Source organism: Streptomyces sp. NPDC038200 (assembly GCF_055600785.1).
The window spans coordinates 46855-69432 of sequence record NZ_JBVJYH010000008.1 but is presented as its reverse complement, the minus strand read 5'-3'; the positions used below and the strand labels follow the sequence as shown (position 1 = coordinate 69432).

At 72.5% G+C, this 22578-nt stretch carries 19 protein-coding genes and 1 pseudogene; 15 read left to right on the top strand and 5 right to left on the bottom strand.

Going from position 1 to position 22578, the window contains the following annotated elements:
• The first annotated feature begins 122 nt into the window (after positions 1 to 122).
• On the top strand, positions 123 to 2060 hold the full coding sequence (locus tag ACZ7KF_RS18590) for an acyl-CoA dehydrogenase family protein (RefSeq protein ID WP_471075617.1): 1938 nt from the start codon (positions 123 to 125) through the stop codon (positions 2058 to 2060).
• Here ACZ7KF_RS18590 and ACZ7KF_RS18585 read toward each other — a convergent pair.
• The gene (locus tag ACZ7KF_RS18585; RefSeq protein ID WP_471075614.1) at positions 2057 to 2515 is read right to left on the bottom strand and encodes a lamin tail domain-containing protein; all 459 of its coding nucleotides are present in this window, start codon (positions 2513 to 2515) and stop codon (positions 2057 to 2059) included. The two genes, ACZ7KF_RS18590 and ACZ7KF_RS18585, sit on opposite strands and share 4 nt — an antisense overlap.
• Before the next feature lie 176 nt (positions 2516 to 2691).
• Between ACZ7KF_RS18585 and dxr the strand changes: the two genes are divergently transcribed.
• The 6 genes from dxr to ACZ7KF_RS18555 all read left to right on the top strand — a co-directional run bounded on the left by dxr (position 2692) and on the right by ACZ7KF_RS18555 (position 9961).
• Entirely contained in the window at positions 2692 to 3963 is a 1272-nt protein-coding gene (dxr, locus tag ACZ7KF_RS18580; protein ID WP_471075611.1) for a 1-deoxy-D-xylulose-5-phosphate reductoisomerase, read from the top strand.
• Entirely contained in the window at positions 3960 to 5264 is a 1305-nt protein-coding gene (locus ACZ7KF_RS18575) for a M50 family metallopeptidase (protein ID WP_471075608.1), read from the top strand. Before dxr ends, ACZ7KF_RS18575 begins: the two co-directional genes overlap by 4 nt.
• 170 nt (positions 5265 to 5434) lie before the next feature.
• Positions 5435 to 6592 carry a flavodoxin-dependent (E)-4-hydroxy-3-methylbut-2-enyl-diphosphate synthase gene (gene ispG, locus ACZ7KF_RS18570; protein ID WP_225823211.1) on the top strand — a complete coding sequence of 386 codons (1158 nt, stop codon included), beginning with the start codon at positions 5435 to 5437 and terminating at the stop codon, positions 6590 to 6592.
• A gap of 156 nt (positions 6593 to 6748) precedes the next feature.
• Positions 6749 to 7597, top strand: coding sequence for a GNAT family N-acetyltransferase (locus tag ACZ7KF_RS18565; protein WP_471075605.1), 849 nt, complete (start codon positions 6749 to 6751; stop codon positions 7595 to 7597).
• Positions 7598 to 7617: 20 nt separating this feature from the next.
• Positions 7618 to 8148: a GNAT family N-acetyltransferase gene (locus tag ACZ7KF_RS18560; RefSeq protein WP_471075602.1), complete on the top strand. Its 531-nt coding sequence runs from the start codon at positions 7618 to 7620 to the stop codon at positions 8146 to 8148.
• Between the two features lie 109 nt (positions 8149 to 8257).
• Positions 8258 to 9961, top strand: coding sequence for a proline--tRNA ligase (locus tag ACZ7KF_RS18555; protein ID WP_471075599.1), 1704 nt, complete (start codon positions 8258 to 8260; stop codon positions 9959 to 9961).
• 69 nt (positions 9962 to 10030) lie between these two features.
• Here ACZ7KF_RS18555 and ACZ7KF_RS18550 read toward each other — a convergent pair whose 3' ends face one another.
• The 4 genes from ACZ7KF_RS18550 to ACZ7KF_RS18535 form a co-directional block, all read right to left on the bottom strand.
• Positions 10031 to 10756, bottom strand: a complete 726-nt coding sequence (locus ACZ7KF_RS18550) for a hypothetical protein (RefSeq protein WP_471075596.1) — start codon at positions 10754 to 10756, stop codon at positions 10031 to 10033.
• Between the two features lie 84 nt (positions 10757 to 10840).
• The gene (locus ACZ7KF_RS18545; protein WP_471075593.1) at positions 10841 to 11740 is read right to left on the bottom strand and encodes an aminoglycoside phosphotransferase family protein; all 900 of its coding nucleotides are present in this window, start codon (positions 11738 to 11740) and stop codon (positions 10841 to 10843) included.
• A gap of 378 nt (positions 11741 to 12118) precedes the next feature.
• Positions 12119 to 12628, bottom strand: coding sequence for a ferritin-like domain-containing protein (locus ACZ7KF_RS18540; RefSeq protein ID WP_471075590.1), 510 nt, complete (start codon positions 12626 to 12628; stop codon positions 12119 to 12121).
• Positions 12625 to 13140, bottom strand: coding sequence for a hypothetical protein (locus ACZ7KF_RS18535; protein ID WP_471075588.1), 516 nt, complete (start codon positions 13138 to 13140; stop codon positions 12625 to 12627). The genes ACZ7KF_RS18540 and ACZ7KF_RS18535 overlap by 4 nt, the downstream gene beginning before the upstream one ends.
• Before the next feature lie 304 nt (positions 13141 to 13444).
• Here ACZ7KF_RS18535 and rimP point away from each other — a divergent pair, with 304 nt between their 5' ends.
• The 8 genes and pseudogenes from rimP to ACZ7KF_RS18495 all read left to right on the top strand — a co-directional run.
• Positions 13445 to 13957 carry a ribosome maturation factor RimP gene (rimP, locus tag ACZ7KF_RS18530; RefSeq protein WP_471075585.1) on the top strand — a complete coding sequence of 171 codons (513 nt, stop codon included), beginning with the start codon at positions 13445 to 13447 and terminating at the stop codon, positions 13955 to 13957.
• Positions 13958 to 13959: 2 nt separating this feature from the next.
• A complete protein-coding gene (gene nusA, locus ACZ7KF_RS18525) occupies positions 13960 to 14946 on the top strand; it encodes a transcription termination factor NusA (protein ID WP_471075582.1) in 987 nt (328 codons plus the stop codon).
• Positions 14947 to 15066: 120 nt separating this feature from the next.
• Positions 15067 to 15363, top strand: coding sequence for a YlxR family protein (locus ACZ7KF_RS18520; RefSeq protein ID WP_471075579.1), 297 nt, complete (start codon positions 15067 to 15069; stop codon positions 15361 to 15363).
• 145 nt (positions 15364 to 15508) lie between these two features.
• Entirely contained in the window at positions 15509 to 18592 is a 3084-nt protein-coding gene (gene infB / locus ACZ7KF_RS18515; RefSeq protein ID WP_471075576.1) for a translation initiation factor IF-2, read from the top strand.
• A 194-nt stretch (positions 18593 to 18786) separates the two neighbouring features.
• Positions 18787 to 19080: a DUF503 domain-containing protein gene (locus ACZ7KF_RS18510; RefSeq protein ID WP_471075573.1), complete on the top strand. Its 294-nt coding sequence runs from the start codon at positions 18787 to 18789 to the stop codon at positions 19078 to 19080.
• A 40-nt stretch (positions 19081 to 19120) separates the two neighbouring features.
• The gene (gene rbfA, locus ACZ7KF_RS18505; RefSeq protein WP_471075570.1) at positions 19121 to 19579 is read left to right on the top strand and encodes a 30S ribosome-binding factor RbfA; all 459 of its coding nucleotides are present in this window, start codon (positions 19121 to 19123) and stop codon (positions 19577 to 19579) included.
• Complete coding sequence (gene truB / locus ACZ7KF_RS18500) at positions 19576 to 20481, top strand: tRNA pseudouridine(55) synthase TruB (RefSeq protein WP_471075567.1); 906 nt, start codon at positions 19576 to 19578, stop codon at positions 20479 to 20481. Before rbfA ends, truB begins: the two co-directional genes overlap by 4 nt.
• A 368-nt stretch (positions 20482 to 20849) precedes the next feature.
• Positions 20850 to 22578: pseudogene (locus ACZ7KF_RS18495) on the top strand (hypothetical protein); the annotation flags it as partial.

Below are 22578 nucleotides of genomic sequence, written 5' to 3'. Positions count from 1 at the left end.
ATCGGCCGGGCGGGACGCGCGAGGGGTGGTGAGGGCGGCCCGTTTCGGGTACCAACGATCCAGTAGCACGGGTCGGTAAGGAACGGTCCCAGTCGTCCCATTTCGCGGCGAGGTGAGCCTGAATGTCCGCCACCACCACCCCACGCACCACCGTCACCGAGCGCGAGGCCCGCCAGGTGGCGGAGGCCGCCCGGGAACAGGACTGGCGCAAGCCCAGCTTCGCCAAGGAACTGTTCCTCGGACGCTTCCGGCTCGACCTCATCCACCCCCACCCCCTCCCCGACGACGAGTCCGTACGGCGGGGCGAGGAGTTCCTGGCGAAGCTGCGCGCCTTCTGCGAGACCACGATCGACCCCGCCCGCATCGAGCGCGAGGCCCGCATCCCCGACGAGGTCGTGGCGGGCCTGAAGGAACTCGGCGCCCTCGGCATGAAGATCGACCCCACGTACGGCGGTCTCGGCCTCACCCAGCTGTACTACAACAAGGCCCTCGCCCTGGTCGGCTCCGTCAGCCCCGCCGTCGGCGCACTCCTCTCCGCCCACCAGTCGATCGGCGTGCCGCAGCCGCTGAAGATGTTCGGCACCCAGGAGCAGAAGGACGCCTTCCTGCCCCGCTGCGCCCGCACCGACATCTCCGCGTTCCTGCTCACCGAGCCGGACGTGGGCTCCGACCCGGCCCGCCTCGCCACCACGGCCGTGCCCGACGGCGACGACTACGTCCTCGACGGGGTGAAGCTGTGGACCACCAACGGGGTGGTCGCCGACCTGCTCGTGGTCATGGCCCGGGTGCCGAAGTCCGAGGGGCACAAGGGCGGTATCACCGCGTTCGTGGTGGAGGCCACCTCCGAGGGCATCACCGTCGAGCACCGCAACGCCTTCATGGGCCTGCGCGGCATCGAGAACGGGGTCACCCGCTTCCACCAGGTCCGGGTGCCCGCCGCCCACCGGATCGGCCCCGAGGGCGCGGGGCTGAAGATCGCGCTCACCACGCTCAACACCGGCCGGCTGTCCCTGCCCGCCATGTGCGCGGGCGCCGGCAAGTGGTGCCTGAAGATCGCCCGCGAGTGGGCGGCCGAGCGCGAGCAGTGGGGCAAGCCGGTGGCGCTGCACGAGGCCGTCGGCTCCAAGATCAGCTTCATCGCGGCCACCACGTTCGCGCTGGAGGCCGTGCTCGACCTGTCCTCGCAGATGGCCGACGAGGACCGCAACGACATCCGCATCGAGGCCGCCCTCGCCAAGCTCTACGGCTCCGAGATGGCCTGGCTGATGGCCGACGAACTGGTCCAGATCCGCGGCGGGCGCGGCTACGAGACGGCGGAGTCCCTCAGGGCGCGCGGCGAGCGCCCGGTCCCCGCCGAGCAGATCCTGCGCGACCTGCGCATCAACCGCATCTTCGAGGGCTCGACGGAGATCATGCACCTGCTGATCGCCCGGGAGGCCGTGGACGCCCACCTGTCGGTCGCCGGCGACCTGATCGACCCCGACAAGTCCCTGTCCGACAAGGCGAAGGCGGGCGCGAGCGCGGGCGTCTTCTACGCCAAGTGGCTGCCGAAGCTGGTCGCCGGCCCCGGCCAGCTCCCCACGGCCTACGGCGAGTTCCGGCACGGCGTCGACCTCTCCGGCCACCTCCGCTACGTCGAGCGCACCGCCCGGAAGCTGGCCCGGTCCACCTTCTACGCCATGTCCCGCTGGCAGGGCCGGATGGAGACCAAGCAGGGCTTCCTCGGCCGGATCGTGGACATCGGCGCCGAACTCTTCGCGATGAGCGCGGCCTGCGTCCGCGCCGAGCGGCTGCGCGGCGAGGGCGAGCACGGCCGTGCCGCCTACCAGCTCGCCGACGCCTTCTGCCGGCAGGCCCGCATCCGGGTGGACGAACTCTTCGCCCGCCTGTGGACCAACACCGACGAACTGGACCGCAAGGTGGTCCAGGGTGTCCTCGGCGGGGCCTACACCTGGCTGGAGGAGGGCGTCCTCGATCCCTCGGGCGAGGGACCGTGGATCGCCGACGCGACCCCCGGACCCTCGGCCCACGACAACGCCCGCCGCCCCTTCGGCGACTAGCAGTACGTGTCGCTCGGGTCCCGCGTCGTCCAGGAACAGCTGTCGGCCTTGGTGCCGCTCGCCTTGGTCAGCGTGGCCGTGTCCTTGTCGTTGTTCCAGACGTAGGCACGACGGTCCTGGTACTTGTTCGACGCGGTGTCCGAGCCGCTGCCGGTGCGGATCTTCAGGTACTTCCCGGCGCCGATCTTGACGTTCGGGAAGACGTACTTGTGGTTCGAGGCGTCCTTGAGGACCCAGCCCTTGAGCGAGACGGCCGAGCCGCCGGAGTTCTTGATCTCCACCCACTCGGCGTTGAGGCTCTTGTTGGAGCGGTTGTCCGAGCCCGGGCTGTCGAACCAGACGTGGTGGATGTGCACCCCGCCGGCCGCCTGGGCCGGAGTGCTGAGCAGGGTGCCGGTGAGCAGGGCCGCGCCGGCGAGCGCGGGCAGGGCTGCGCGTATGCGCACAGTACGCATGGAGATATCCCCCCAGGATGTCGTCCGCGAGTGCATGTGAAAGGAAGTGTTATCACACGATCTTCACGGTGACTTCACAAGGGGAAAATCGCTCCATCGGGCGACGAAAGCTGTTAACGCACCCGCCCGAGGGACGCACTGTCCAGCCCGTCACCGCTTGCGGCGACAATGGGGGGATGACCGACAGTCCCGCCCGTCCGGCGCCCCTCGCCGACCCGCACCTCGTCTACGACCCCGTCACCGGTGACGGCCCCAAGGACGTGGTGATCCTCGGCTCCACCGGATCCATCGGCACCCAGGCCATCGACCTCGTGCTGCGCCGTCCCGACCGCTTCCGGGTCACCGCCCTCTCCGCGAACGGCGGCCGGGTGGCCCTCCTCGCCGAGCAGGCGCACCGGCTGCGGGTGCGCACCGTGGCGGTCGCCCGCGAGGACGTCGTGCCCGCGCTGCGCGAGGCACTGGCGGCCGAGTACGGCGGCCGGGAGCCGCTGCCCGAGATACTCGCCGGGCCCGACGCGGCCACCCAGGTCGCCGCCTCCGACTGCCACACCGTGCTCAACGGCATCACCGGCTCCATCGGCCTGGCCCCCACCCTGGCCGCCCTGAAGGCGGGCCGCACCCTCGCGCTCGCCAACAAGGAGTCGCTGATCGTCGGCGGCCCGCTGGTCACCGCACTGGCCGCGCCGGGCCAGATCATCCCGGTGGACTCCGAGCACGCGGCCCTCTTCCAGGCGCTCGCCGCAGGCACCCGCGCCGACGTGCGCAAGCTCGTCGTCACCGCCTCCGGCGGCCCCTTCCGCGGCCGTACCAAGGCCGAGCTGGCCGATGTCACCGTCCAGGACGCCCTCGCCCACCCCACCTGGGCGATGGGCCCGGTGATCACGGTCAACTCCGCCACCCTGGTCAACAAGGGGCTCGAGGTCATCGAGGCGCACCTCCTCTACGACATTCCCTTCGACCGCATTGAGGTGGTCGTGCATCCCCAGTCGTACGTCCACTCGATGGTCGAGTTCACCGACGGATCCACGATCGCCCAGGCGACGCCCCCCGACATGCGCGGGCCCATCGCCATCGGTCTGGGCTGGCCCGAACGCGTCCCGGACGCGGCGCCCGCCTTCGACTGGAGCCGGGCCTCCACCTGGGAGTTCTTCCCGCTGGACGACGAGGCCTTCCCCTCGGTGAATCTCGCCCGGCACGTGGGGCGGCTCGCGGGGACGGCTCCGGCGGTGTTCAATGCGGCCAACGAGGAGTGCGTCGAGGCCTTCCTGGGCGGCGCGCTGCCCTTCAACGGGATCATGGAGACCGTCACCCGCGTCGTCGAGGAACACGGCACGCCGGTCACGGGAACCTCGCTCACGGTGTCGGACGTCCTCGAAGCGGAGACCTGGGCACGAGCCCGGGCCCGCGAACTCACAGCCACGACGGCGACCGCGGAGGCGCGTGCATGACGACCTTGATGTTCATCCTCGGCATAGTGGTCTTCGCGGTCGGCCTGCTCGTCTCGATCGCGTGGCACGAGCTGGGGCACCTGTCCACGGCCAAGCTCTTCGGCATCCGCGTCCCGCAGTACATGGTCGGCTTCGGGCCGACCGTCTGGTCGCGCGACAAGGGCGAGACCGAGTACGGCATCAAGGCCATCCCGCTCGGCGGCTACATCCGCATGATCGGCATGTTCCCGCCCGACGACCAGGGCCGGGTCTCCGCCCGCTCCACCTCCCCGTGGCGCGGCATGATCGAGGACGCCCGCTCGGCGGCCTTCGAGGAACTCAGACCGGGTGACGAGACGCGCATGTTCTACACGCGCAAGCCGTGGAAGCGGGTCATCGTCATGTTCGCGGGCCCGTTCATGAACCTGGTCCTCGCGATCGGCCTGTTCTTCACCGTGCTCATGGGCTTCGGCATCCAGCAGCAGACGACCACCGTCGCTTCCGTCTCGCCCTGCGTCATCGCCCAGAGCGAGAACCGCGACTCCTGCAGGAAGTCCGACCCGGCCTCGCCGGCCCAGGCCGCCGGCATGCGCAAGAGCGACAAGATCGTCTCCTTCGCCGGCCGGCCCACCGAGGACTGGAACACCCTCTCGGACCTCATCCGGGACAGCGCCGGCAAGACCGTGCCGATCGTCGTCGAGCGGGACGGCAGGCAGCTCACCCTGCACGCGAAGATCGCCACCAACCTGGTCGCCAAGAAGGGCTCCGGCGGCACCTACGTCGAGGGCAAGTACGTCAAGGCCGGCTTCCTCGGCTTCAGCGCCGCCACCGGCGTGGTGAAGCTGGACTTCGGGGACTCCGTCACCTGGATGACCGACCGGGTCGGCGACGCCGTCGACTCCCTCGCCGCCCTGCCCGGCAAGATCCCCGCCCTGTGGGACGCCGCCTTCGGCGACGGCCCCCGCGAACCGGACTCCCCGGTGGGCATCGTCGGCGCGGCCCGCATCACCGGCGACATCGCCACCCTGGACATCCCCGCCTCCCAGCAGCTGGCGATGTTCGTGATGCTGCTCGCCGGGTTCAACCTCTCGCTGTTCCTGTTCAACATGCTCCCGCTGCTCCCGCTCGACGGCGGGCACATCGCGGGCGCCCTGTGGGAGTCGCTGCGGCGCAACGTGGCCCGGGTGCTGCGCCGCCCCGACCCCGGCCCGTTCGACGTCGCCAAGCTGATGCCGGTGGCGTACGTGGTGGCCGGGATCTTCGTCTGCTTCACGGTCCTCGTGCTGATCGCCGACGTGGTCAACCCGGTCAAAATCTCCTAGCCGACCGGCGTCCGAGGCGGCCCGGGAGCCTGTGTTCCCGGGCCGCCTTCCATCGGGTGGGTTTGCCGGGTGGGATGTGCCTGCGCCCGGGCCGGTGCCGTAATCTCGAAGCCTGGAGCCCGCCGTTCACGGGACCGGATGTTGATCCACGACTTGGGGTTGCACAGCAGATGACTGCGATTTCTCTCGGCATGCCGTCCGTTCCGACCAAGCTCGCCGAGCGCCGCAAGAGCCGGCAGATCCAGGTCGGAAGCGTGGCCGTCGGTGGAGACGCACCGGTCTCGGTCCAGTCGATGACCACGACCCGGACGTCCGACATCGGCGCCACCCTCCAGCAGATCGCCGAGCTGACCGCCTCCGGCTGCCAGATCGTCCGCGTCGCCTGCCCGACCCAGGACGACGCCGACGCCCTCGCCACCATCGCGCGGAAGTCCCAGATCCCCGTCATCGCGGACATCCACTTCCAGCCGAAGTACGTCTTCGCCGCCATCGAGGCCGGCTGCGCCGCGGTCCGCGTCAACCCCGGCAACATCAAGCAGTTCGACGACAAGGTCAAGGAGATCGCCCAGGCCGCCCGGGAGCACGGCACCCCGATCCGCATCGGTGTCAACGCCGGCTCCCTCGACCGGCGGCTGCTCCAGAAGTACGGCAAGGCCACCCCCGAGGCCCTGGTCGAGTCGGCGCTGTGGGAGGCGTCCCTCTTCGAGGAGCACGACTTCCGCGACATCAAGATCTCCGTCAAGCACAACGACCCGGTCGTCATGATCGAGGCGTACCGCCAGCTCGCCGAGCAGTGCGACTACCCCCTGCACCTCGGCGTCACCGAGGCCGGCCCCGCCTTCCAGGGCACCATCAAGTCGGCCGTCGCCTTCGGCGCCCTCCTCTCCCAGGGCATCGGCGACACCATCCGCGTCTCCCTGTCGGCCCCGCCGGCGGAGGAGGTCAAGGTCGGCATCCAGATCCTCGAGTCCCTGAACCTGCGCCAGCGCGGCCTGGAGATCGTCTCCTGCCCGTCCTGCGGCCGGGCCCAGGTCGACGTCTACAAGCTCGCCGAAGAGGTCACCGCCGGTCTGACCGGCATGGAGGTCCCGCTGCGCGTCGCCGTCATGGGCTGCGTCGTCAACGGCCCCGGCGAGGCCCGCGAGGCCGACCTGGGCGTCGCCTCCGGCAACGGCAAGGGGCAGATCTTCGTCAAGGGCGAGGTCATCAAGACCGTCCCCGAGTCGAAGATCGTCGAGACGCTCATCGAAGAGGCCATGAAGCTGGCGGAGCAGATGGAGGCGGACGGCATCGCCTCGGGCGAGCCGTCGGTGTCGGTCGCGGGCTAGCCGGAGCGCCTCCGAAGGGGCCCGGGGAACCACGCGACGAGCCCCCCACGGCCCGTGGCCGCCGGCGGACCCCGGCCCCCGGGCCGGCAGGCGCGCCGTCGAGCGGCGCGGCTATAGTGCGGAGATCAGCTGAACCCCCGGCGTGAGGCCCCGCACGTGTTGACCCAGACCACCTCACGGGTGCTCGAACCGAGCGACCTGGACGCCGCGCTCGCCGTCCTCGACCGCGAGCCGGTCGCGAACGCCTTCGTGACCTCACGCGTCCAAGTCGCCGGCCTCGACCCCTGGCGGCTCGGCGGCGAGATGTGGGGCTGGTACGAGGACGGCATGCTCACGTCCCTGTGCTACGCGGGCGCCAACCTCGTCCCCCTCTGCGCCACCCCCCGCGCCGTCCGCGCCTTCGCCGACCGCGCCCGGCGGGCCGGCCGCCGCTGCTCCTCCATCGTCGGCCCCGCCGAATCCACCGCCCTGCTGTGGCGGCTGCTGGAGCCGCACTGGGGACCGGCCCGCGAGGTCCGGGGCCACCAGCCGCTGATGGTCACCGACCGCATGCCGGACGACATCGCGCCCGATCCGTACGTCCGCCGCGTCCGCAAGGACGAGATGGAAACGATCATGCCGGCGTGTGTGGCGATGTTCACCGAGGAGGTGGGCGTCTCCCCGCTGGCCGGCGACGGCGGCCTGCTCTACCAGGCCCGGGTCGCGGAACTCGTCGGATCCGGCCGCTCCTTCGCCCGCGTCGACGACCGGGGCCGGGTCGTGTTCAAGGCCGAGATCGGCGCGGCGACCTCCCAGGCCTGCCAGATCCAGGGGGTGTGGGTCGCCCCCGAGTACCGGGGGCAGGGCCTCGCGGCCCCCGGCATGGCGGCGGTCCTGCGCTACGCCCTGGCGGACGTGGCCCCCGTGGTGAGCCTGTACGTGAACGACTTCAACACGACGGCGCGAAGGACGTACCGCAGGGTGGGCTTCCAAGAGGTGGGCGCCTTCATGAGTGTTCTCTTCTGAGCCCCCTGTACGCTCCCGGCATGGACCTCGTGATCGGCCCCCTGGACCTCGCAGCCCACGTCGACGAGGCCCTGGCCGTCCAAGCCGTCGCCTTCGGACTCGGCCCGGACGAAGTCGCCGTACGCCGCCAGATCGTCCAGCGCCACATGCAGTACAACGGCGCCCGCGCGCTCGGCGCCACCAGCCGGGGGCAGCTGATCGGTTTCGTCTACGGCATGCCCAACAGCCGTACCCACTGGTGGTCCACCGTCGTGGAGCCCTACCTCCGCGCGGGCGGCAACGAGCACTGGCTGGACGAGTCCTTCGTCATCACCGAGCTGCACGTCCACCCCGACCACCAGAACCGCGGCATCGGCCGGAAGCTGATCACCACCATCACCGACAGCGCCGCCGAACCCCGCTCGATCCTCTCCGCGATCGACACCGACAGCCCCGCCCGCGGCCTCTACCACTCCCTCGGCTACGTCGACCTGGCCCGCCAGGTCCACTTCCCGAGCGCACCCAGGCCGTACGCCGTGATGGGAGCCCCTCTCCCGCTGCGCAGGCGCTAACCGATTTCCACCGGCGCAGCGAGCCCGGCTAACCTCCTATGCCATCACCATCCCCCGCTCTCGGCCGCGCTGGAGCGGGAGACCCCCATCCGGCAGGAGTACGAGAACCATGGCGAACGCACCGGTCCAGCGCATGTCCCAGTTGATGGCGAAGACGCTGCGCGACGACCCGGCGGACGCCGAGGTCCTCAGCCACAAGCTCCTCGTCCGCGCCGGCTACGTCCGCCGCACGGCCGCCGGCATCTGGAGCTGGCTGCCCCTCGGCAAGAAGGTCCTCGCCAACGTCGAGCGCATCGTCCGCGAGGAGATGGACGCCATCGGCGCCCAGGAGGTCACGCTGCCCGCCCTGCTGCCGCGCGAGCCCTACGAGGCCACGGGCCGCTGGGACGAGTACGGCCAGGAGCTGTTCCGGCTCAAGGACCGCAAGGGCGGCGACTACCTCCTCGGCCCCACGCACGAGGAGATCTTCACCCTCCTGGTCAAGGACCAGTGCACGTCGTACAAGGACATGCCGGTCATCCTGTACCAGATCCAGACCAAGTTCCGTGACGAGGCCCGCCCGCGCGCCGGCATCCTGCGCGGCCGTGAGTTCCTGATGAAGGACTCGTACTCCTTCGACCTGGACGACGAGGGCCTCGGCAAGTCCTACGCCCTGCACCGCGAGGCCTACCGGCGCGTCTTCGAGCGCCTCGGCCTCGACTACCGCATCGTCGCCGCCACCGCCGGCGCCATGGGCGGCTCGAAGTCGGAGGAGTTCCTGGCCCCGGCCGAGGCCGGCGAGGACACCTTCGCCGACTGCCCGAACTGCGACTTCGCCGCCAACACGGAGGCGATCACCTACATGCTCAAGCCGGTCGACGGCTCGGCCGTGCCCGCGCTGGAGGAGATCCCCACCCCGGACACCCCGACCATCGAGACCCTCGCCGCCTCCCTCGGCGTCCCGGCCTCCGCCACGCTGAAGAACCTCCTGGTGAAGGTGGACGGCGAGATCGTCGCCGTCGGTGTCCCCGGGGACCGCGAGGTCGACATGGACAAGGTCGAGGCGCACTTCGCCCCGGCCACCGTCGAGATGGTCACCGAGGCGGACTTCGCCGGCCGCCCCGACCTGGTCCGCGGCTACGTCGGCCCCCAGGGGCTGGGCGAGAAGGTGAAGTACATCGCCGACCCGCGCGTGGCCCCCGGCACCTCCTGGATCACCGGTGCCAACAAGGAGCACACGCACGCCAGGAACGTCGTCGCCGGCCGTGACTTCGAGGTCGACGCGTACGTCGACGTCGTCGTGGTCCAGGAGGGCGACCCCTGCCCCACGTGCGGCACCGGCCTGAAGCTGGACCGCGCCATCGAGATCGGCCACATCTTCCAGCTGGGCCGCAAGTACGCCGACGCCCTCAAGCTGGACGTCCTCGGCCAGAACGGCAAGCCGGTCCGCGTCACCATGGGCTCCTACGGCATCGGCGTCTCCCGCGCCGTCGCCGCGCTCGCCGAGCAGACCGCCGACGAGCACGGCCTGGTGTGGTCCAAGGAGGTCGCCCCCGCCGATGTGCACGTCGTCGCCGCCGGCAAGGCGCTCCAGACCGAGCTGGCGCTGGACGTCGCCGAGAAGCTCGCCGCCGCGGGCGTCCGGGTCCTGGTGGACGACCGGGCAGGGGTCTCCCCGGGCGTGAAGTTCACCGACGCCGAGCTGATCGGCATCCCGCAGATCCTGGTGGCCGGCCGCCGCTCCGGCGAGGGCGTGCTGGAGCTGAAGGACCGCAAGACCGGTGAGCGCGAGGAGCTGACGGTCGAGGACGCGATCGCCCGTCTGACCGCCTGACACCGGGCGAGCCGGAGAGCGGCGGTCACGTCCCGGCGTGCCGCCGCTCACCCCTGGGCGGGGCGGTCGTCACCGGCCGTCCTGCCAGTCCTCGCGGGAGACCGTCCAGTACTCCCGCCCATCGAATGCGACCGAGAACACGGTCGTGTAGCGGGCGCGGACCTTGCTGACCGTCGCACCGGCGGGCTCCGTCAGGCACCGCACGTCCGGGCCGCGCGGGGGACACGCCTGGGGTTCCTGGAGGTGCCCCTGCGGGTCCCACGGGTCGTCCCACGCGACGGTGAACGACGGATCGTTGAGCTGCGGCCTGGGCAGGCGCAGTCCGTCGGCCTGCCGGCCCTTGTCCCGCTGGTACTCCAGCGCGTACTGCAGCCCGCCGACCCCGCCGACGTTCGGGTCCCCGCCCGTCAGACCACCCCAGTCGCCCAGGTGCGCCCGGTCGATGTCCTTCAGGGTCGGCGTGATCCCGCGGGGCGCCCCGTAGTAGGCGATGGCGTACATGTGGCAGTGCACCACGACGGGGTCCTCGGTCTGGTCGAAGAGGTCCGGAGACCGGGGCCCGCCGCAGAAGTCGCCCAGGCGCAGGAACCCGGGCTCCAGCGAGGTCCGTGCCGCGAACGCCGCCGCCTTCTTCCGGATGGCGTGTTCCGCCCCCGCCCGCTGCCGGTCCGCCGCCGCCGACGTCGCCATCCGGTGGACCTCGTCGTCGTCCGGTGCCGCGGCGGAGCAGCCCGACGCGAGCAACACGGTCAGCGCCAGCCCCGCCGGCAGCGCTCTGCGCCCTGATCTGTTCACCGGTCGAGTCTGTACGGCGCGCTCCCCGCCCGGTACGGGCGCCCTGCTCAGCCGGCTGAGTACGCGTGCTCTTGCGGGGACCGGCTACAGCCAGCTCGCGAACTCCAGCAGCAGTTCCGCGTCCTTCTCCCGGCCCACCCGGCGGGCCCGTACCCCGGACTCCACCGCCCGGAACAGCGTCCAGCCCCGCAGCCGCTCCTGGTCCACCTCCAGCGACTCCGCGAGCCGCTTGATCCGGCGCCGGGTGGTGGCCGGGCCGGACGGCGTCGCGATCAGGTCCTCCACCCGGTCGCGCACCAGCCGCGCGAGATCGAAGGCGCTCTCGCCGACCACCGGGTCCGGGCCCACCGCGAGCCACGGCATCCGTTCGCCCGCGAGCACCTTGCTCTGCCGGAACGTGCCGTGCAGCAGCAACTGCGCGGGCGGCTCGGCCAGCAGTTCCTCCCGGGCGGCCAGCGCCGACTCCACCAGGGGAGCCGCCTCCGGGTCGGGTCCGGCGCTCGCCCGCATCGCCGCCGCCTGCCGCCCGGTGCGCTCGGCCACGGTCTCGAAGGCACTCCCGGCCGGCGGTGCCACCCACAGCCTGCGCAGCGTCCCCGCCGCCTCCAGCAGCGCCCTCGCCTCCGGCAGCGAGCGCACCGACACGTCCGGGTGCAGGCGCTCCAGCAGCAGCGCCCCGTCGTCCGCGTCGGCCTCCAGCAGCTGTACGGCGCCCAGCCCGGCCCAGTGGGCCAGCGCCGCCCGCTCGCTCTCCGGGCGGGCCCGGGGCGGCGCCAGCTTCAGCACGGCCGGCGTGCCGTCCGCCCGCCGCACCAGCACCACCAGGCTGCTGCGCCCGCCGGGCACCTGCACCCGCTCGACCGTCAACTCGCGCCGGTCCACCGCCCGCTCCGCCGCCGCGGGCAGCCGCGCCAGCCAGTCGTCCCCGGCCGGTGCCGTCTCACCGAGCGCCCGCACCAGGCGCCGCGGCGCTTCGAAAGCCATGCGCGAGTTGTTCCCTTCATGCGTCGGGTCAGCCGGACCCGGCCGGATCCCGCTGTTGGTGCCGGTCCTGCCGGGTTCGACCGGTCGTGCCGGGTTCGGCCGAAGGTGCCGGGTCGTGCCGGGTTCGGCCGATCGTGCCGGTCGTGTCGGTCCTGTCGGGTGCCGCTGGTCGTGCCGGGTCGTATCGGTCGTGCCGGGTCCCGCTGGTCCTGCCGGGCGGTGCCCGTTCCGCGCGGTGCCCTGCCCGTTCTGGTCCCCTCCTGTTTTTGGGGCCCGCCGGAGGCCCGCGCCGGGGTCGTCCGGCGCCCGTGCCGGCCGGCCCCGGTCCTGTCGCTCCGCCCGGTACCCGCGCACCGCGCGGGCCCGCCGCAGCGGCGTCTAACGCGTCGTCGAGGCGGTGGGTGACGGAGCCGTGCCGGCCGCGCCCGTCTGCTCCCCGGACCGCTCGGCGAGCCCAGGGAAGGCTACGCTCTCCCCGCCCCAGCGCACCGCCCGCACCGCCGCCTCCCGCAGCGCCCCGGCCGCGTCGGCCCGCCGCGCACCGCTCGCCGCCCGCACCAGGTCCGAGTACACCCCGGCCACCCGCTCCTCCAGCCGCGCGGCCAGCCGCACCGCGGCGGCCCCGTCCGAGACCGGGAACGGCAGCGCGTACGCGGCGCTCGCGGCGACCGGCGTGCCGCCCAGGTCACGCACCGCGCGCACCAGGGTGTCCCGGCGCGCCCGGTGGGCGTCGTACGCCGCCCGCGCGTCGGCCCGGCGCTGCTCGCCGATCCGCCCGCCGACGACCCCGTAGCCGTACACGGCCGCGTGCTCGGCCGCCAGCGCCGCCTGCAACGCGGTCACCTCGGCCTGCTCCGCCGGCCCGCTCTCTTCCGTCCCGTCGCTCACCGGGCTCCCTCCGTCAGCAGGTACGCGTGGGCGGACCCGGCCGCCGCGACCGACGCCAGCAGCCGCGCCAGCTCCCCCGGCACCGCCAGCAGATCCTTCGCACGCTGGTCGGCGAGGGCCCGCTCGGCGGCCGCCAGCCCGGCGACGGCGTCCTTCTCGGTGGCCGGGACGGAAGTGGCGGAGGCCGACGCCGTGGCCGTCACCGAAGCCGTGGCGGTGGCCGCCGCGCCGTCCTCGAAGGCCGTCGCGTGGGCAGCGACCTGCGCCCGCAGCGGCCGCAGCCGGTCCGTGAGCCCCGGATGCGCGGCGAGTACGGCGTCGTAGCGCTCCAGCAGCCCCCGGCTGTCCCGGGCCGCACGCGCGCGTGCCCGGGCCGTGGCGGACGGGCCGTCGCCGCCGCCGGAGTCCGGACCGGCGGAGCAGCCCACCAGCAGGGCGGCGCCGGTGGCCGAGGCGAGCAGGGATCTTCTGCGCGGCCCCGAGCGGGCGCGCGGGGGCTGGGGGTACGGCACGGCTGACGTCCTCGGGGGCTCGTACGAACACACGGGCGGGAACGCCGGCCCGCCGCTGATCACGGTACCCGCGCATCCCGCGCACTCATGTCACCGGCTCGGCAGCCGGTGACGAAGGGGCGTGGGGAACGGCACGGCCGGCTCGCGCGCGCCCGCTCACCCCGACCCCCGCCGCTTCTGGGGACCCCGGTGGCGCCCGGTGCCGCGGCCGGAGGCAGGACGCAACACCTCTCGCGACCGGATACCCTTTGACCAGACACGCGACCCATCCCACAACAGCACACGCGGCCGAGGAGTCACCCGGATGAGCACCACCCAGAGCGAGAGGCTGCGAGAGCTGCTGGAACCGCTCGTCACCTCTCAGGGGCTGGATCTCGAAGAGATCGCCGTGGACTCCGTCGGACGCAAGAGGGTGCTGCGTGTCGTCGTCGACTCCGACTCCGGAGCGGACCTGGACGCGATCGCCGATGTGAGCCGTGCGCTCTCGGCGAAGCTGGACGAGACGAACGCGATGGGCGAGGACGCGTACGACCTGGAGGTCGGAACCCCTGGCGCGGAGCGCCTCCTCACCGAGCACCGGCACTTCGTGCGCGCCGTCGACCGGCTCGTGAAGTTCCAGCTCACGGAGGGCGGCGAGCTGGTCGCGCGGATCCTGGAGGTCGACGAGGGGGGCGTCGACGTCGAGGTGCCCGGGGTGAAGGGCCGCAAGGCCACCGCCCGCAGACTCGGCTTCCCGGAGATCGGCAAGGCGCGCGTGCAGGTCGAGTTCAACCGCAAGGACAGCACGAAGGACATGAAGGAAGAGGAGGAGGCGTAGCCGTGGACATCGACATGAGCGCCCTGCGGGGCTTGGTTCGGGAGAAGGAGATCTCCTTCGACCTGCTGGTCGAAGCGATCGAGTCGGCCCTCCTCATCGCCTACCACCGCACCGAGGGAAGCCGCCGACACGCGCGCGTGGAGCTCAACCGGGAGACCGGGCATGTGACCGTGTGGGCGAAGGAGGACCCCGAGGACCTCGAGGAGGGCCAGGAGGTCCGCGAGTTCGACGACACCCCGTCCGGTTTCGGCCGTATCGCCGCCACCACCGCCAAGCAGGTGATCCTGCAGCGGCTGCGCGACGCCGAGGACGACGCGACGCTCGGCGAGTACGCCGGCTGCGAGGGTGACATCGTCACCGGCGTGGTCCAGCAGGGCCGCGACCCGAAGAACGTGCTCGTGGACATCGGCAAGCTGGAGGCCATCCTGCCGGTGCAGGAGCAGGTGCCCGGCGAGACGTACCCGCACGGCATGCGGCTCAGGTCGTACGTCGTCCGTGTGGCCAAGGGTGTCCGCGGTCCGTCCGTGACCCTCTCCCGCACGCACCCCAACCTGGTGAAGAAGCTCTTCGCCCTGGAGGTGCCGGAGATCGCCGACGGCTCGGTGGAGATCGCCGCGATCGCCCGTGAGGCCGGTCACCGCACCAAGATCGCCGTTCGGTCCACCCGGACGGGCCTGAACGCCAAGGGCGCCTGCATCGGCCCCATGGGCGGCCGGGTGCGCAACGTGATGGGCGAGCTGAACGGCGAGAAGATCGACATCGTCGACTGGTCGGACGACCCGGCCGAGATGGTCGCGAACGCCCTGTCACCCGCTCGGGTGAGCAAGGTGGAGGTCGTGGACATGGCCGCCCGCTCCGCGCGGGTGACCGTGCCGGACTACCAGCTGTCGCTCGCGATCGGCAAGGAGGGCCAGAACGCCCGCCTCGCGGCCCGGTTGACCGGCTGGCGGATCGACATCCGGCCCGACACCGAGCAAGCCGGGGAATAAGACCCGGCCGAGGGACGGATCGGGGAATAGTTCCAAGCCGTACCTCGGTTGAATCACGACAACAGCCGTTCGATCTTTGCCCCGAAGGGGTGAGGTCGCTGCGGGGAGGTAGACTGAGCTGTGTCTGGCCGGACGCATGCCCGAGCATGCCCTGAACGCACCTGTGTGGGGTGTCGGGAGCGGGCGGCCAAGAACGATCTCTTGCGGATCGTGAAGATCGAGGACGCATGCGCCCCCGATCCTCGCGGTACGCTGCCCGGCCGGGGTGCTTATGTGCACCCCGCCCTGGTCTGTCTCGACCAGGCGGTACGCCGCCGGGTGTTTCCGCGGGCACTGCGCGCCCCGGGAGCGCTCGACACAAAGGCGTTGCGCCGATACGTCGAGCAGACAACAGTTGCCGAGCAGGCAACGCCGTAAGACGCGCCGCACGGAACGCCGTGCGGCCCGGTACCTCGCGAGTCGAAAGCAGGTCGAGATTGCGATGAGCACTCGATGAGTACGCGATGAGTACGCCCATGAACTAGCGACGGTCCGGCTTCAACCCGGACCTCAAAGGAGCGAAGTGGCTAAGGTCCGGGTCTACGAACTCGCCAAGGAGTTCGGTGTCGAGAGCAAGGTCGTCATGGCCAAGCTCCAGGAACTCGGTGAATTCGTCCGTTCGGCGTCTTCGACCATCGAAGCGCCCGTAGTACGCAAGCTGACCGACGCCTTCCAGGGCGGTGGCAACGGCAAGTCCGGCAAGCCCGCCCCGCGCAAGGCTGCCCCCAGGCCCGCCGCGCCCTCTCCGGCGCAGGCGGCACGTCCGGCTGCCCCGAGGCCGGCAGCCCCCAAGCCTCCGACGGCGCCCGCTGCCCAGCAGCCGGCCGCCCCGTCGGCTCCCGCGGCGCCCGCGCCGGCTCCGGGCCCGCGCCCGGTGCCCGGTCCCAAGCCCGCGCCGCGCCCGGCCCCGGCCGCCCCGGAGTTCACCGCTCCGCCGGCCGCCCCGGCCGCCCCGGCCGCCCCGGCCGCGCAGACCCCGCAGGCTCCGGCCGCGCAGGGTCAGCGTCCCGGCGCCCGTCCCGGTGGTCCGAAGCCCGGCGCCCGTCCGGCCGGTCCCGACCGGGGCCAGGCGCCCCGTCCGGGTCAGGGCGGCTCGCGTCCCGGTGGTCAGGCCCCGCGTCCGGGTGCCCGTCCGGCCGGTCCGCGCCCGGGCAACAACCCCTTCACCTCCGGCGGCAACGCCGGCATGGCCCGTCCGCAGGCCCCGCGCCCGCAGGGCGGTCCGCGTCCCGGCCCCGGTGGTCCCGGCGGCGCCCCCCGTCCCCAGGCGCCCGGCGCCCAGGGCGGCGGTCCGCGTCCCCAGGCTCCCGGCGGTCCTCGGCCGACCCCGGCCGGCATGCCCCGCCCGCAGGGCGGTCCGCGTCCCGGCCCCGCCGGTCCGCGTCCGAACCCCGGCATGATGCCGCAGCGTCCCGCTGCCGGCCCGCGTCCCGGTGGCGGTGGCCCCGGCGGCCGTGGCCCCGGTGGCGGCGGTCGTCCCGGCGGTCCCGGCGGTCGTCCCGGTGGCGGCGGCTTCGCCGGTCGTCCCGGTGGCGGCGGTGGCGGCTTCGCCGGCCGTCCGGGTGGTCCCGGTGGCGGTGGCGGCGGCTTCGCCGGCCGTCCCGGTGGTCCCGGTGGCGGTGGCGGCGGTGGCCGTCCCGGCTTCGGTGGCCGTCCCGGCGGTCCCGGTGGCCGCGGTGGCACGCAGGGCGCCTTCGGCCGTCCGGGTGGTCCCGCGCGTCGTGGCCGCAAGTCGAAGCGGCAGCGTCGCCAGGAGTACGAGGCCATGCAGGCCCCGAGCGTCGGCGGCGTGATGCTGCCGCGCGGCGGCGGCGAGACCATCCGTCTCTCCCGCGGCGCGTCGCTCACCGACTTCGCGGAGAAGATCAACGCCAACCCGGCGTCGCTCGTCGCGGTCATGATGAACCTCGGCGAGATGGTCACCGCGACGCAGTCGGTCTCCGACGAGACCCTGCAGCTCCTCGCCGACGAGATGAACTACACGGTTCAGATCGTCAGCCCGGAGGAGGAGGACCGCGAGCTGCTCGAGTCCTTCGACATCGAGTTCGGCGAGGACGAGGGCGACGAGGAGGACCTGGTGGTCCGTCCGCCGGTCGTCACCGTCATGGGTCACGTCGACCACGGTAAGACCCGACTGCTCGACGCCATCCGCAAGACGAACGTCATCGCGGGCGAGGCCGGCGGCATCACCCAGCACATCGGTGCCTACCAGGTCGCGACCGAGGTCAACGACGAAGAGCGCAAGATCACCTTCATCGACACCCCGGGTCACGAGGCGTTCACCGCCATGCGTGCCCGTGGTGCGAAGTCGACCGACATCGCGATCCTGGTCGTCGCGGCCAACGACGGCGTCATGCCGCAGACGGTCGAGGCGCTCAACCACGCCAAGGCGGCCGACGTGCCGATCGTGGTCGCGGTCAACAAGATCGACGTCGAGGGTGCCGACCCGACCAAGGTGCGCGGTCAGCTGACCGAGTACGGCCTGGTGGCCGAGGAGTACGGCGGCGACACGATGTTCGTCGACATCTCCGCCAAGCAGGGTCTGCACATCGACAGCCTCCTCGAGGCCGTCATCCTCACCGCCGACGCCTCGCTCGACCTGCGGGCCAACCCGAACCAGGACGCGCAGGGCATCTCGATCGAGTCCCGCCTCGACCGCGGCCGTGGTGCCGTGGCGACGGTCCTCGTCCAGCGAGGAACGCTGCGGGTCGGCGACACGATGGTGGTGGGCGACGCCTACGGCCGCGTCCGCGCCATGCTCGACGACAACGGCAACAACGTCGCCGAGGCCGGCCCGTCGACGCCGGTCCAGGTCCTGGGCCTGACCAACGTCCCGGGTGCGGGCGACAACTTCCTGGTGGTGGACGAGGACCGTACGGCCCGTCAGATCGCCGAGAAGCGTGCCGCCCGTGAGCGCAACGCCGCGTTCGCCAAGCGCACGCGCCGCGTGTCGCTGGAGGACCTGGACAAGGTGCTCAAGGCCGGCGAGGTCCAGCAGCTGAACCTGATCATCAAGGGTGACGCTTCCGGTTCCGTCGAGGCCCTCGAGTCCTCGCTGCTCCAGCTGGACGTCGGCGAAGAGGTCGACATCCGCGTCCTGCACCGCGGCGTCGGTGCGGTCACGGAGTCCGACATCGACCTGGCGATGGGCTCCGACGCCATCGTGATCGGCTTCAACGTCCGCGCGGCCGGCCGCGCGGCGCAGATGGCCGAGCGCGAGGGTGTGGACGTCCGGTACTACTCGGTCATCTACCAGGCGATCGAGGAGATCGAGGCGGCCCTCAAGGGCATGCTCAAGCCGGAGTACGAAGAGGTCGAGCTGGGTACGGCGGAGATCCGCGAGGTCTTCAAGTCGTCCAAGCTGGGCAACATCGCCGGTGTCCTCATCCGCTCGGGCGAGGTCAAGCGCAACACCAAGGCGCGCCTCATCCGCGACGGCAAGGTGGTCGCGGAGAACCTCAACATCGAGGGCCTGCGTCGCTTCAAGGACGACGTCACCGAGATCCGCGAAGGCTACGAGGGTGGTATCAACCTCGGAAACTTCAACGACATCAAGGTCGACGACGTCATCGCGACGTACGAGATGCGGGAGAAGCCGCGGGCGTAACGGCTCACGGTTCGCTGCTGGCCGGCGGGACTGCGGTCCCGTCGGCCAGCGCGCCGTTCCGGGGGCTTCGCCCCCGGTCCACGGCACCGAAACTCTGTCGAGCCACCGGCAGGTACGCGGTACCGTTCATGGTGTCCCCGGCCCACACGGGCCCGGGGCCATCGATCCCGTACCGGCGGGTGAACCGGTTACACATGTACGTGGGGACTCTGTCCTTCGACCTCCTCCTCGGCGACGTCCACTCGCTGAAGGAGAAGCGCTCCGTCGTCCGCCCGATCGTCGCCGAACTTCAGCGGAAGTACGCCGTGAGCGCGGCCGAGGTGGACCACATGAACCTCCACCGACGGGCGATCATCGGCCTCGCCGCGGTCTCGGGCGACGCGGCGCACCTCACCGACGTACTGGACCGGTGCGAACGGCTGGTCGCCGCCCGCCCCGAAGTGGAGCTGCTGTCCGTGCGACGGCGCCTCCACGGCGACGACGACTGATCACAGAACACAAGCAAGAGAAAGAACGGGAGACGGACCAGTGGCCGACAACGCGCGGGCGAAAAGGCTGGCGGACCTCATCCGGGAGGTGGTGGCCCAGAAGCTGCAGCGCGGGATCAAGGACCCGCGGCTCGGCTCGCACGTCACCATCACGGACACCCGGGTCACGGGTGACCTGCGGGAGGCGACCGTCTTCTACACGGTCTACGGCGACGAGGAGGAGCGGAAGGCCGCCGCCGCGGGCCTGGAGAGCGCCAAGGGCATCCTGCGCTCCGAGGTGGGCCGCGCGGCCGGGGTGAAGTTCACGCCGACCCTGACCTTCGTCGCGGACGCTCTGCCGGACACCGCCCGGACCATCGAGGACCTCCTCGACAAGGCCCGGCAGTCCGACGAGAAGGTGCGCGAGGCGGCCACCGGCGCGACGTACGCCGGCGGCGCCGACCCGTACAAGAAGCCGGCCGACGACGACTCCGACACGGACGGCGACGCCGCGGAATGACCCAGAAGCACACCACGCCCGACGGCCTCGTCATCGTCGACAAGCCGTCGGGCTTCACTTCGCACGACGTGGTCGCCAAGATGCGCGGGATCGCCAGGACCCGCCGCGTCGGCCACGCCGGCACCCTCGACCCGATGGCCACCGGCGTCCTGGTCCTCGGCGTCGAGCGCGCCACCAAGCTCCTCGGGCACCTCGCGCTCACCGAGAAGGAGTACCTGGGCACCATCCGCCTGGGCCAGAACACCGTCACCGACGACGCCGAGGGCGAGATCACCTCGTCCGCCGACGCCTCCAAGGTGACCCGGGACGCCATCGACGCCGGCATCGCCAAGCTCACCGGCGACATCATGCAGGTGCCGTCCAAGGTCAGCGCCATCAAGATCGACGGCGTGCGGTCGTACAAGCGGGCGCGCGAGGGCGAGGACTTCGAGATCCCCGCCCGGCCCGTCAGCATCTCGTCCTTCGCGGTGTACGACGTCCGGGACGCGGTCGCCGAGGACGGCACGCCCGTGCTCGACCTGGTGGTGTCGGTGGTCTGCTCCTCCGGCACCTACATCCGTGCCCTCGCCCGTGACCTGGGCGCCGACGTGGGCGTGGGCGGCCATCTCACGGCACTGCGCCGCACGCGCGTCGGGCCGTACAAGCTGGACGCGGCCAAGACGCTGGACCAGCTCCAGCAGGAGCTGACCGTGATGCCGATCGCCGACGCCGCCACCGCGGCGTTCCGGCGCTGGAAGGTCGACGCCAAGCGGGCCCGGCTGCTGCTCAACGGCGTCCGGCTGGAGATGCCCGACGAGTACGCGGGCGCCGGTCCCGTCGCCGTGTTCGACCCGGAGGGCCGCTTCCTCGCGCTCGTCGAGGAGCACAAGGGCAAGGCGAAGAGCCTGGCCGTCTTCGGCTGAGACCTCCCGGCGGGGCCCGGTCCGCGCCGCCTGGGGCTGTCTGCCGTGGGGCACGGGGGCAAGGCGAGGAGCCTGGCCGTCTTCGGCTGAGACCTCCCGGCGGGGCCTGGTCCGCGCCGCCCCGGGGCTGTCTGCCGTGGAGCGGCGGCCGGCCACGGGGTAGGCCCCTGCCGCCGCTCCACGGTCCCCCCTCGGTTCCCCCACCCCTAGGGTTATCCAGCAGCCTTCGCCTATTCACCCGTCCGGGCAGGCGCTCGGAGTGAACCGGGGGAGCGGAAGGGGGCGCGTTCGCCGCATGATCTGTCCCGCCGATCACCGCGCGCCTACCGTCGAGGACAGGGCACGGGGACGGGCGGGGAGGTACGGCCATGGCGGGACGGGGCCCGCGCACCGCAAGCGGGCGCCGGGAGCAGCAGGGGTCCGCGCACGGGAAGCGCGCGCGGGAGGAGCGTCCGCTCGGTGAGGGCGTGTCCGGCGGTCCGGGCGGCGGCGAGGGGACCCACACGCCGGGGAACGGGGCCCACGCCGGCCTCGAACGCGCCGACGCCGCGCTCGTACGCATCCGGGACCTGGCCGGCCGCCCGCGCGGCCTCGGCTTCCTCGCCGACCACGAGGGCACCCTGCTCACCAGCCACGAGACCGTCGACGGCCTGCCCCGGCTGGTGCTGCACGCCACGGGCGACCGCACCTGCGTGGTCGGCGCCGACGCCGTCACCCCGCTGCCCGGCCTGGACCTCGCCCTGGTGCGCACCGAGGGCCTCGACGTGGACCCGCTGCCGCTGACCGTCCGGGAGCGGCTCGACGCCGGCACCTACGTCCAGGTCGCCGCCGGCTGCTGGCGCGAGGCGCGGGTGCTGGCCGCCACGGAGGTGACGTACACCGCCACGGACCGCTTCCACCTGCTGACCGAGGCGCTGGAGCTGGCCATCGGCACGGCGGGCCGGGACGCGCTCCGGCTCGGCGGCGGCGCGGCCGGCGGACCGGTGCTCGACGCCCGCACCGGCGCGGTCCTCGGCATCCTGGGGACCGCCCTGCACACCGCGCAGCGCGACGCGGGCTTCGCGGTGCCGCTGCGCCCCGCCGACGGCCCGCTCGCCGCTCTGCTGGCCCGCAACGCGGCCACCGTGCCCGCCTACGGCGCCGACCTGAACCTCGCCGGCATCCTCCAGCTGACCACCACCTCCGTGGGCCAGGACGGCCCACCGGGCGTCCTCACCGGATCCACCGGAGCCGTCGAGCCCGTCGAACGCGTCGACATCCAACGGGAGTTGACCGCCTTCACCGACGGAGACCGGCCCGTGCTCGGACTCGTCGGCGCTCCCGGGAGCGGCCGTACGACGGAACTCGCGGCGCTCGCCGCCCGCCGCGCCCGGGGCGAGCGCCCCGCCCCCACGCTGTGGCTGCGCGGCGCCGACCTGGACGACACCGACGCCTCGGTGGCCGACGCCGCCCGCCGCACCCTGGCGCGGGCCGCCCGGATCGTCGCCGCGGACCGCTCCGTCCACCCCGACGACCTCGGTGACGTCACCCCCGAACACCTGGCCCGCCTCGCCGCCCGGGCCGCCCACCCCCTGCTGATCCTCCTCGACGGCCCCGAGGAGATGCCCCCTGTCCTCGCCCACCGCCTCTCCGAGTGGACCCGGGGCACGGCGACCTGGCTGCACGAGACCGGCGCCCGCCTGGTGGTGGCCTGCCGGGAGGAACACTGGGAACGGACCGGAAGGGCGTTCCCCGAGGGGCTGCTGCACATCCCGGCGGGACATGGGGCGCCCCAGCCGCCGACCGGCACCGCCGACCCGACGGACGGAGGCGGTCCGCCCCGCCCCGCCCCGCACGCCCCTGCGGCACCGCACCAGACCGCGGCCGACAGCTGCGAGGCGTTCCGGACGCGGGGCGGTGTGACGGACGGGGGTGGTTCGCCGGGTGTCCCGGAGGGTGCTGGGGTTCCGCGTCAGGCTGTGGGCGGTACGTGCGGGTCGCTTCGGATGCCGGGTGGTGTGGCGGACGGGGGTGGTTCGCCGGGTGTCCCGGAGGGTGCTGGGGTTCCGCGTCAGGCTGTGGGCGGTACGTGCGGGTCGCTTCGGATGCCGGGTGGTG

Coding starts and splice junctions, on each gene's coding strand:
- rimP (WP_471075585.1), top strand. CDS start 13,445: ATGAGCACCACCCAGAGCGAGAGGCTGCGAGAGCTGCTGGAACCGCTC.
- ispG (WP_225823211.1), top strand. CDS start 5,435: ATGACTGCGATTTCTCTCGGCATGCCGTCCGTTCCGACCAAGCTCGCC.
- ACZ7KF_RS18545 (WP_471075593.1), bottom strand. CDS start 11,740: ATGGCTTTCGAAGCGCCGCGGCGCCTGGTGCGGGCGCTCGGTGAGACG.
- ACZ7KF_RS18560 (WP_471075602.1), top strand. CDS start 7,618: ATGGACCTCGTGATCGGCCCCCTGGACCTCGCAGCCCACGTCGACGAG.
- ACZ7KF_RS18575 (WP_471075608.1), top strand. CDS start 3,960: ATGACGACCTTGATGTTCATCCTCGGCATAGTGGTCTTCGCGGTCGGC.
- ACZ7KF_RS18585 (WP_471075614.1), bottom strand. CDS start 2,515: ATGCGTACTGTGCGCATACGCGCAGCCCTGCCCGCGCTCGCCGGCGCG.
- dxr (WP_471075611.1), top strand. CDS start 2,692: ATGACCGACAGTCCCGCCCGTCCGGCGCCCCTCGCCGACCCGCACCTC.
- ACZ7KF_RS18590 (WP_471075617.1), top strand. CDS start 123: ATGTCCGCCACCACCACCCCACGCACCACCGTCACCGAGCGCGAGGCC.
- ACZ7KF_RS18555 (WP_471075599.1), top strand. CDS start 8,258: ATGGCGAACGCACCGGTCCAGCGCATGTCCCAGTTGATGGCGAAGACG.
- ACZ7KF_RS18510 (WP_471075573.1), top strand. CDS start 18,787: ATGTACGTGGGGACTCTGTCCTTCGACCTCCTCCTCGGCGACGTCCAC.
- truB (WP_471075567.1), top strand. CDS start 19,576: ATGACCCAGAAGCACACCACGCCCGACGGCCTCGTCATCGTCGACAAG.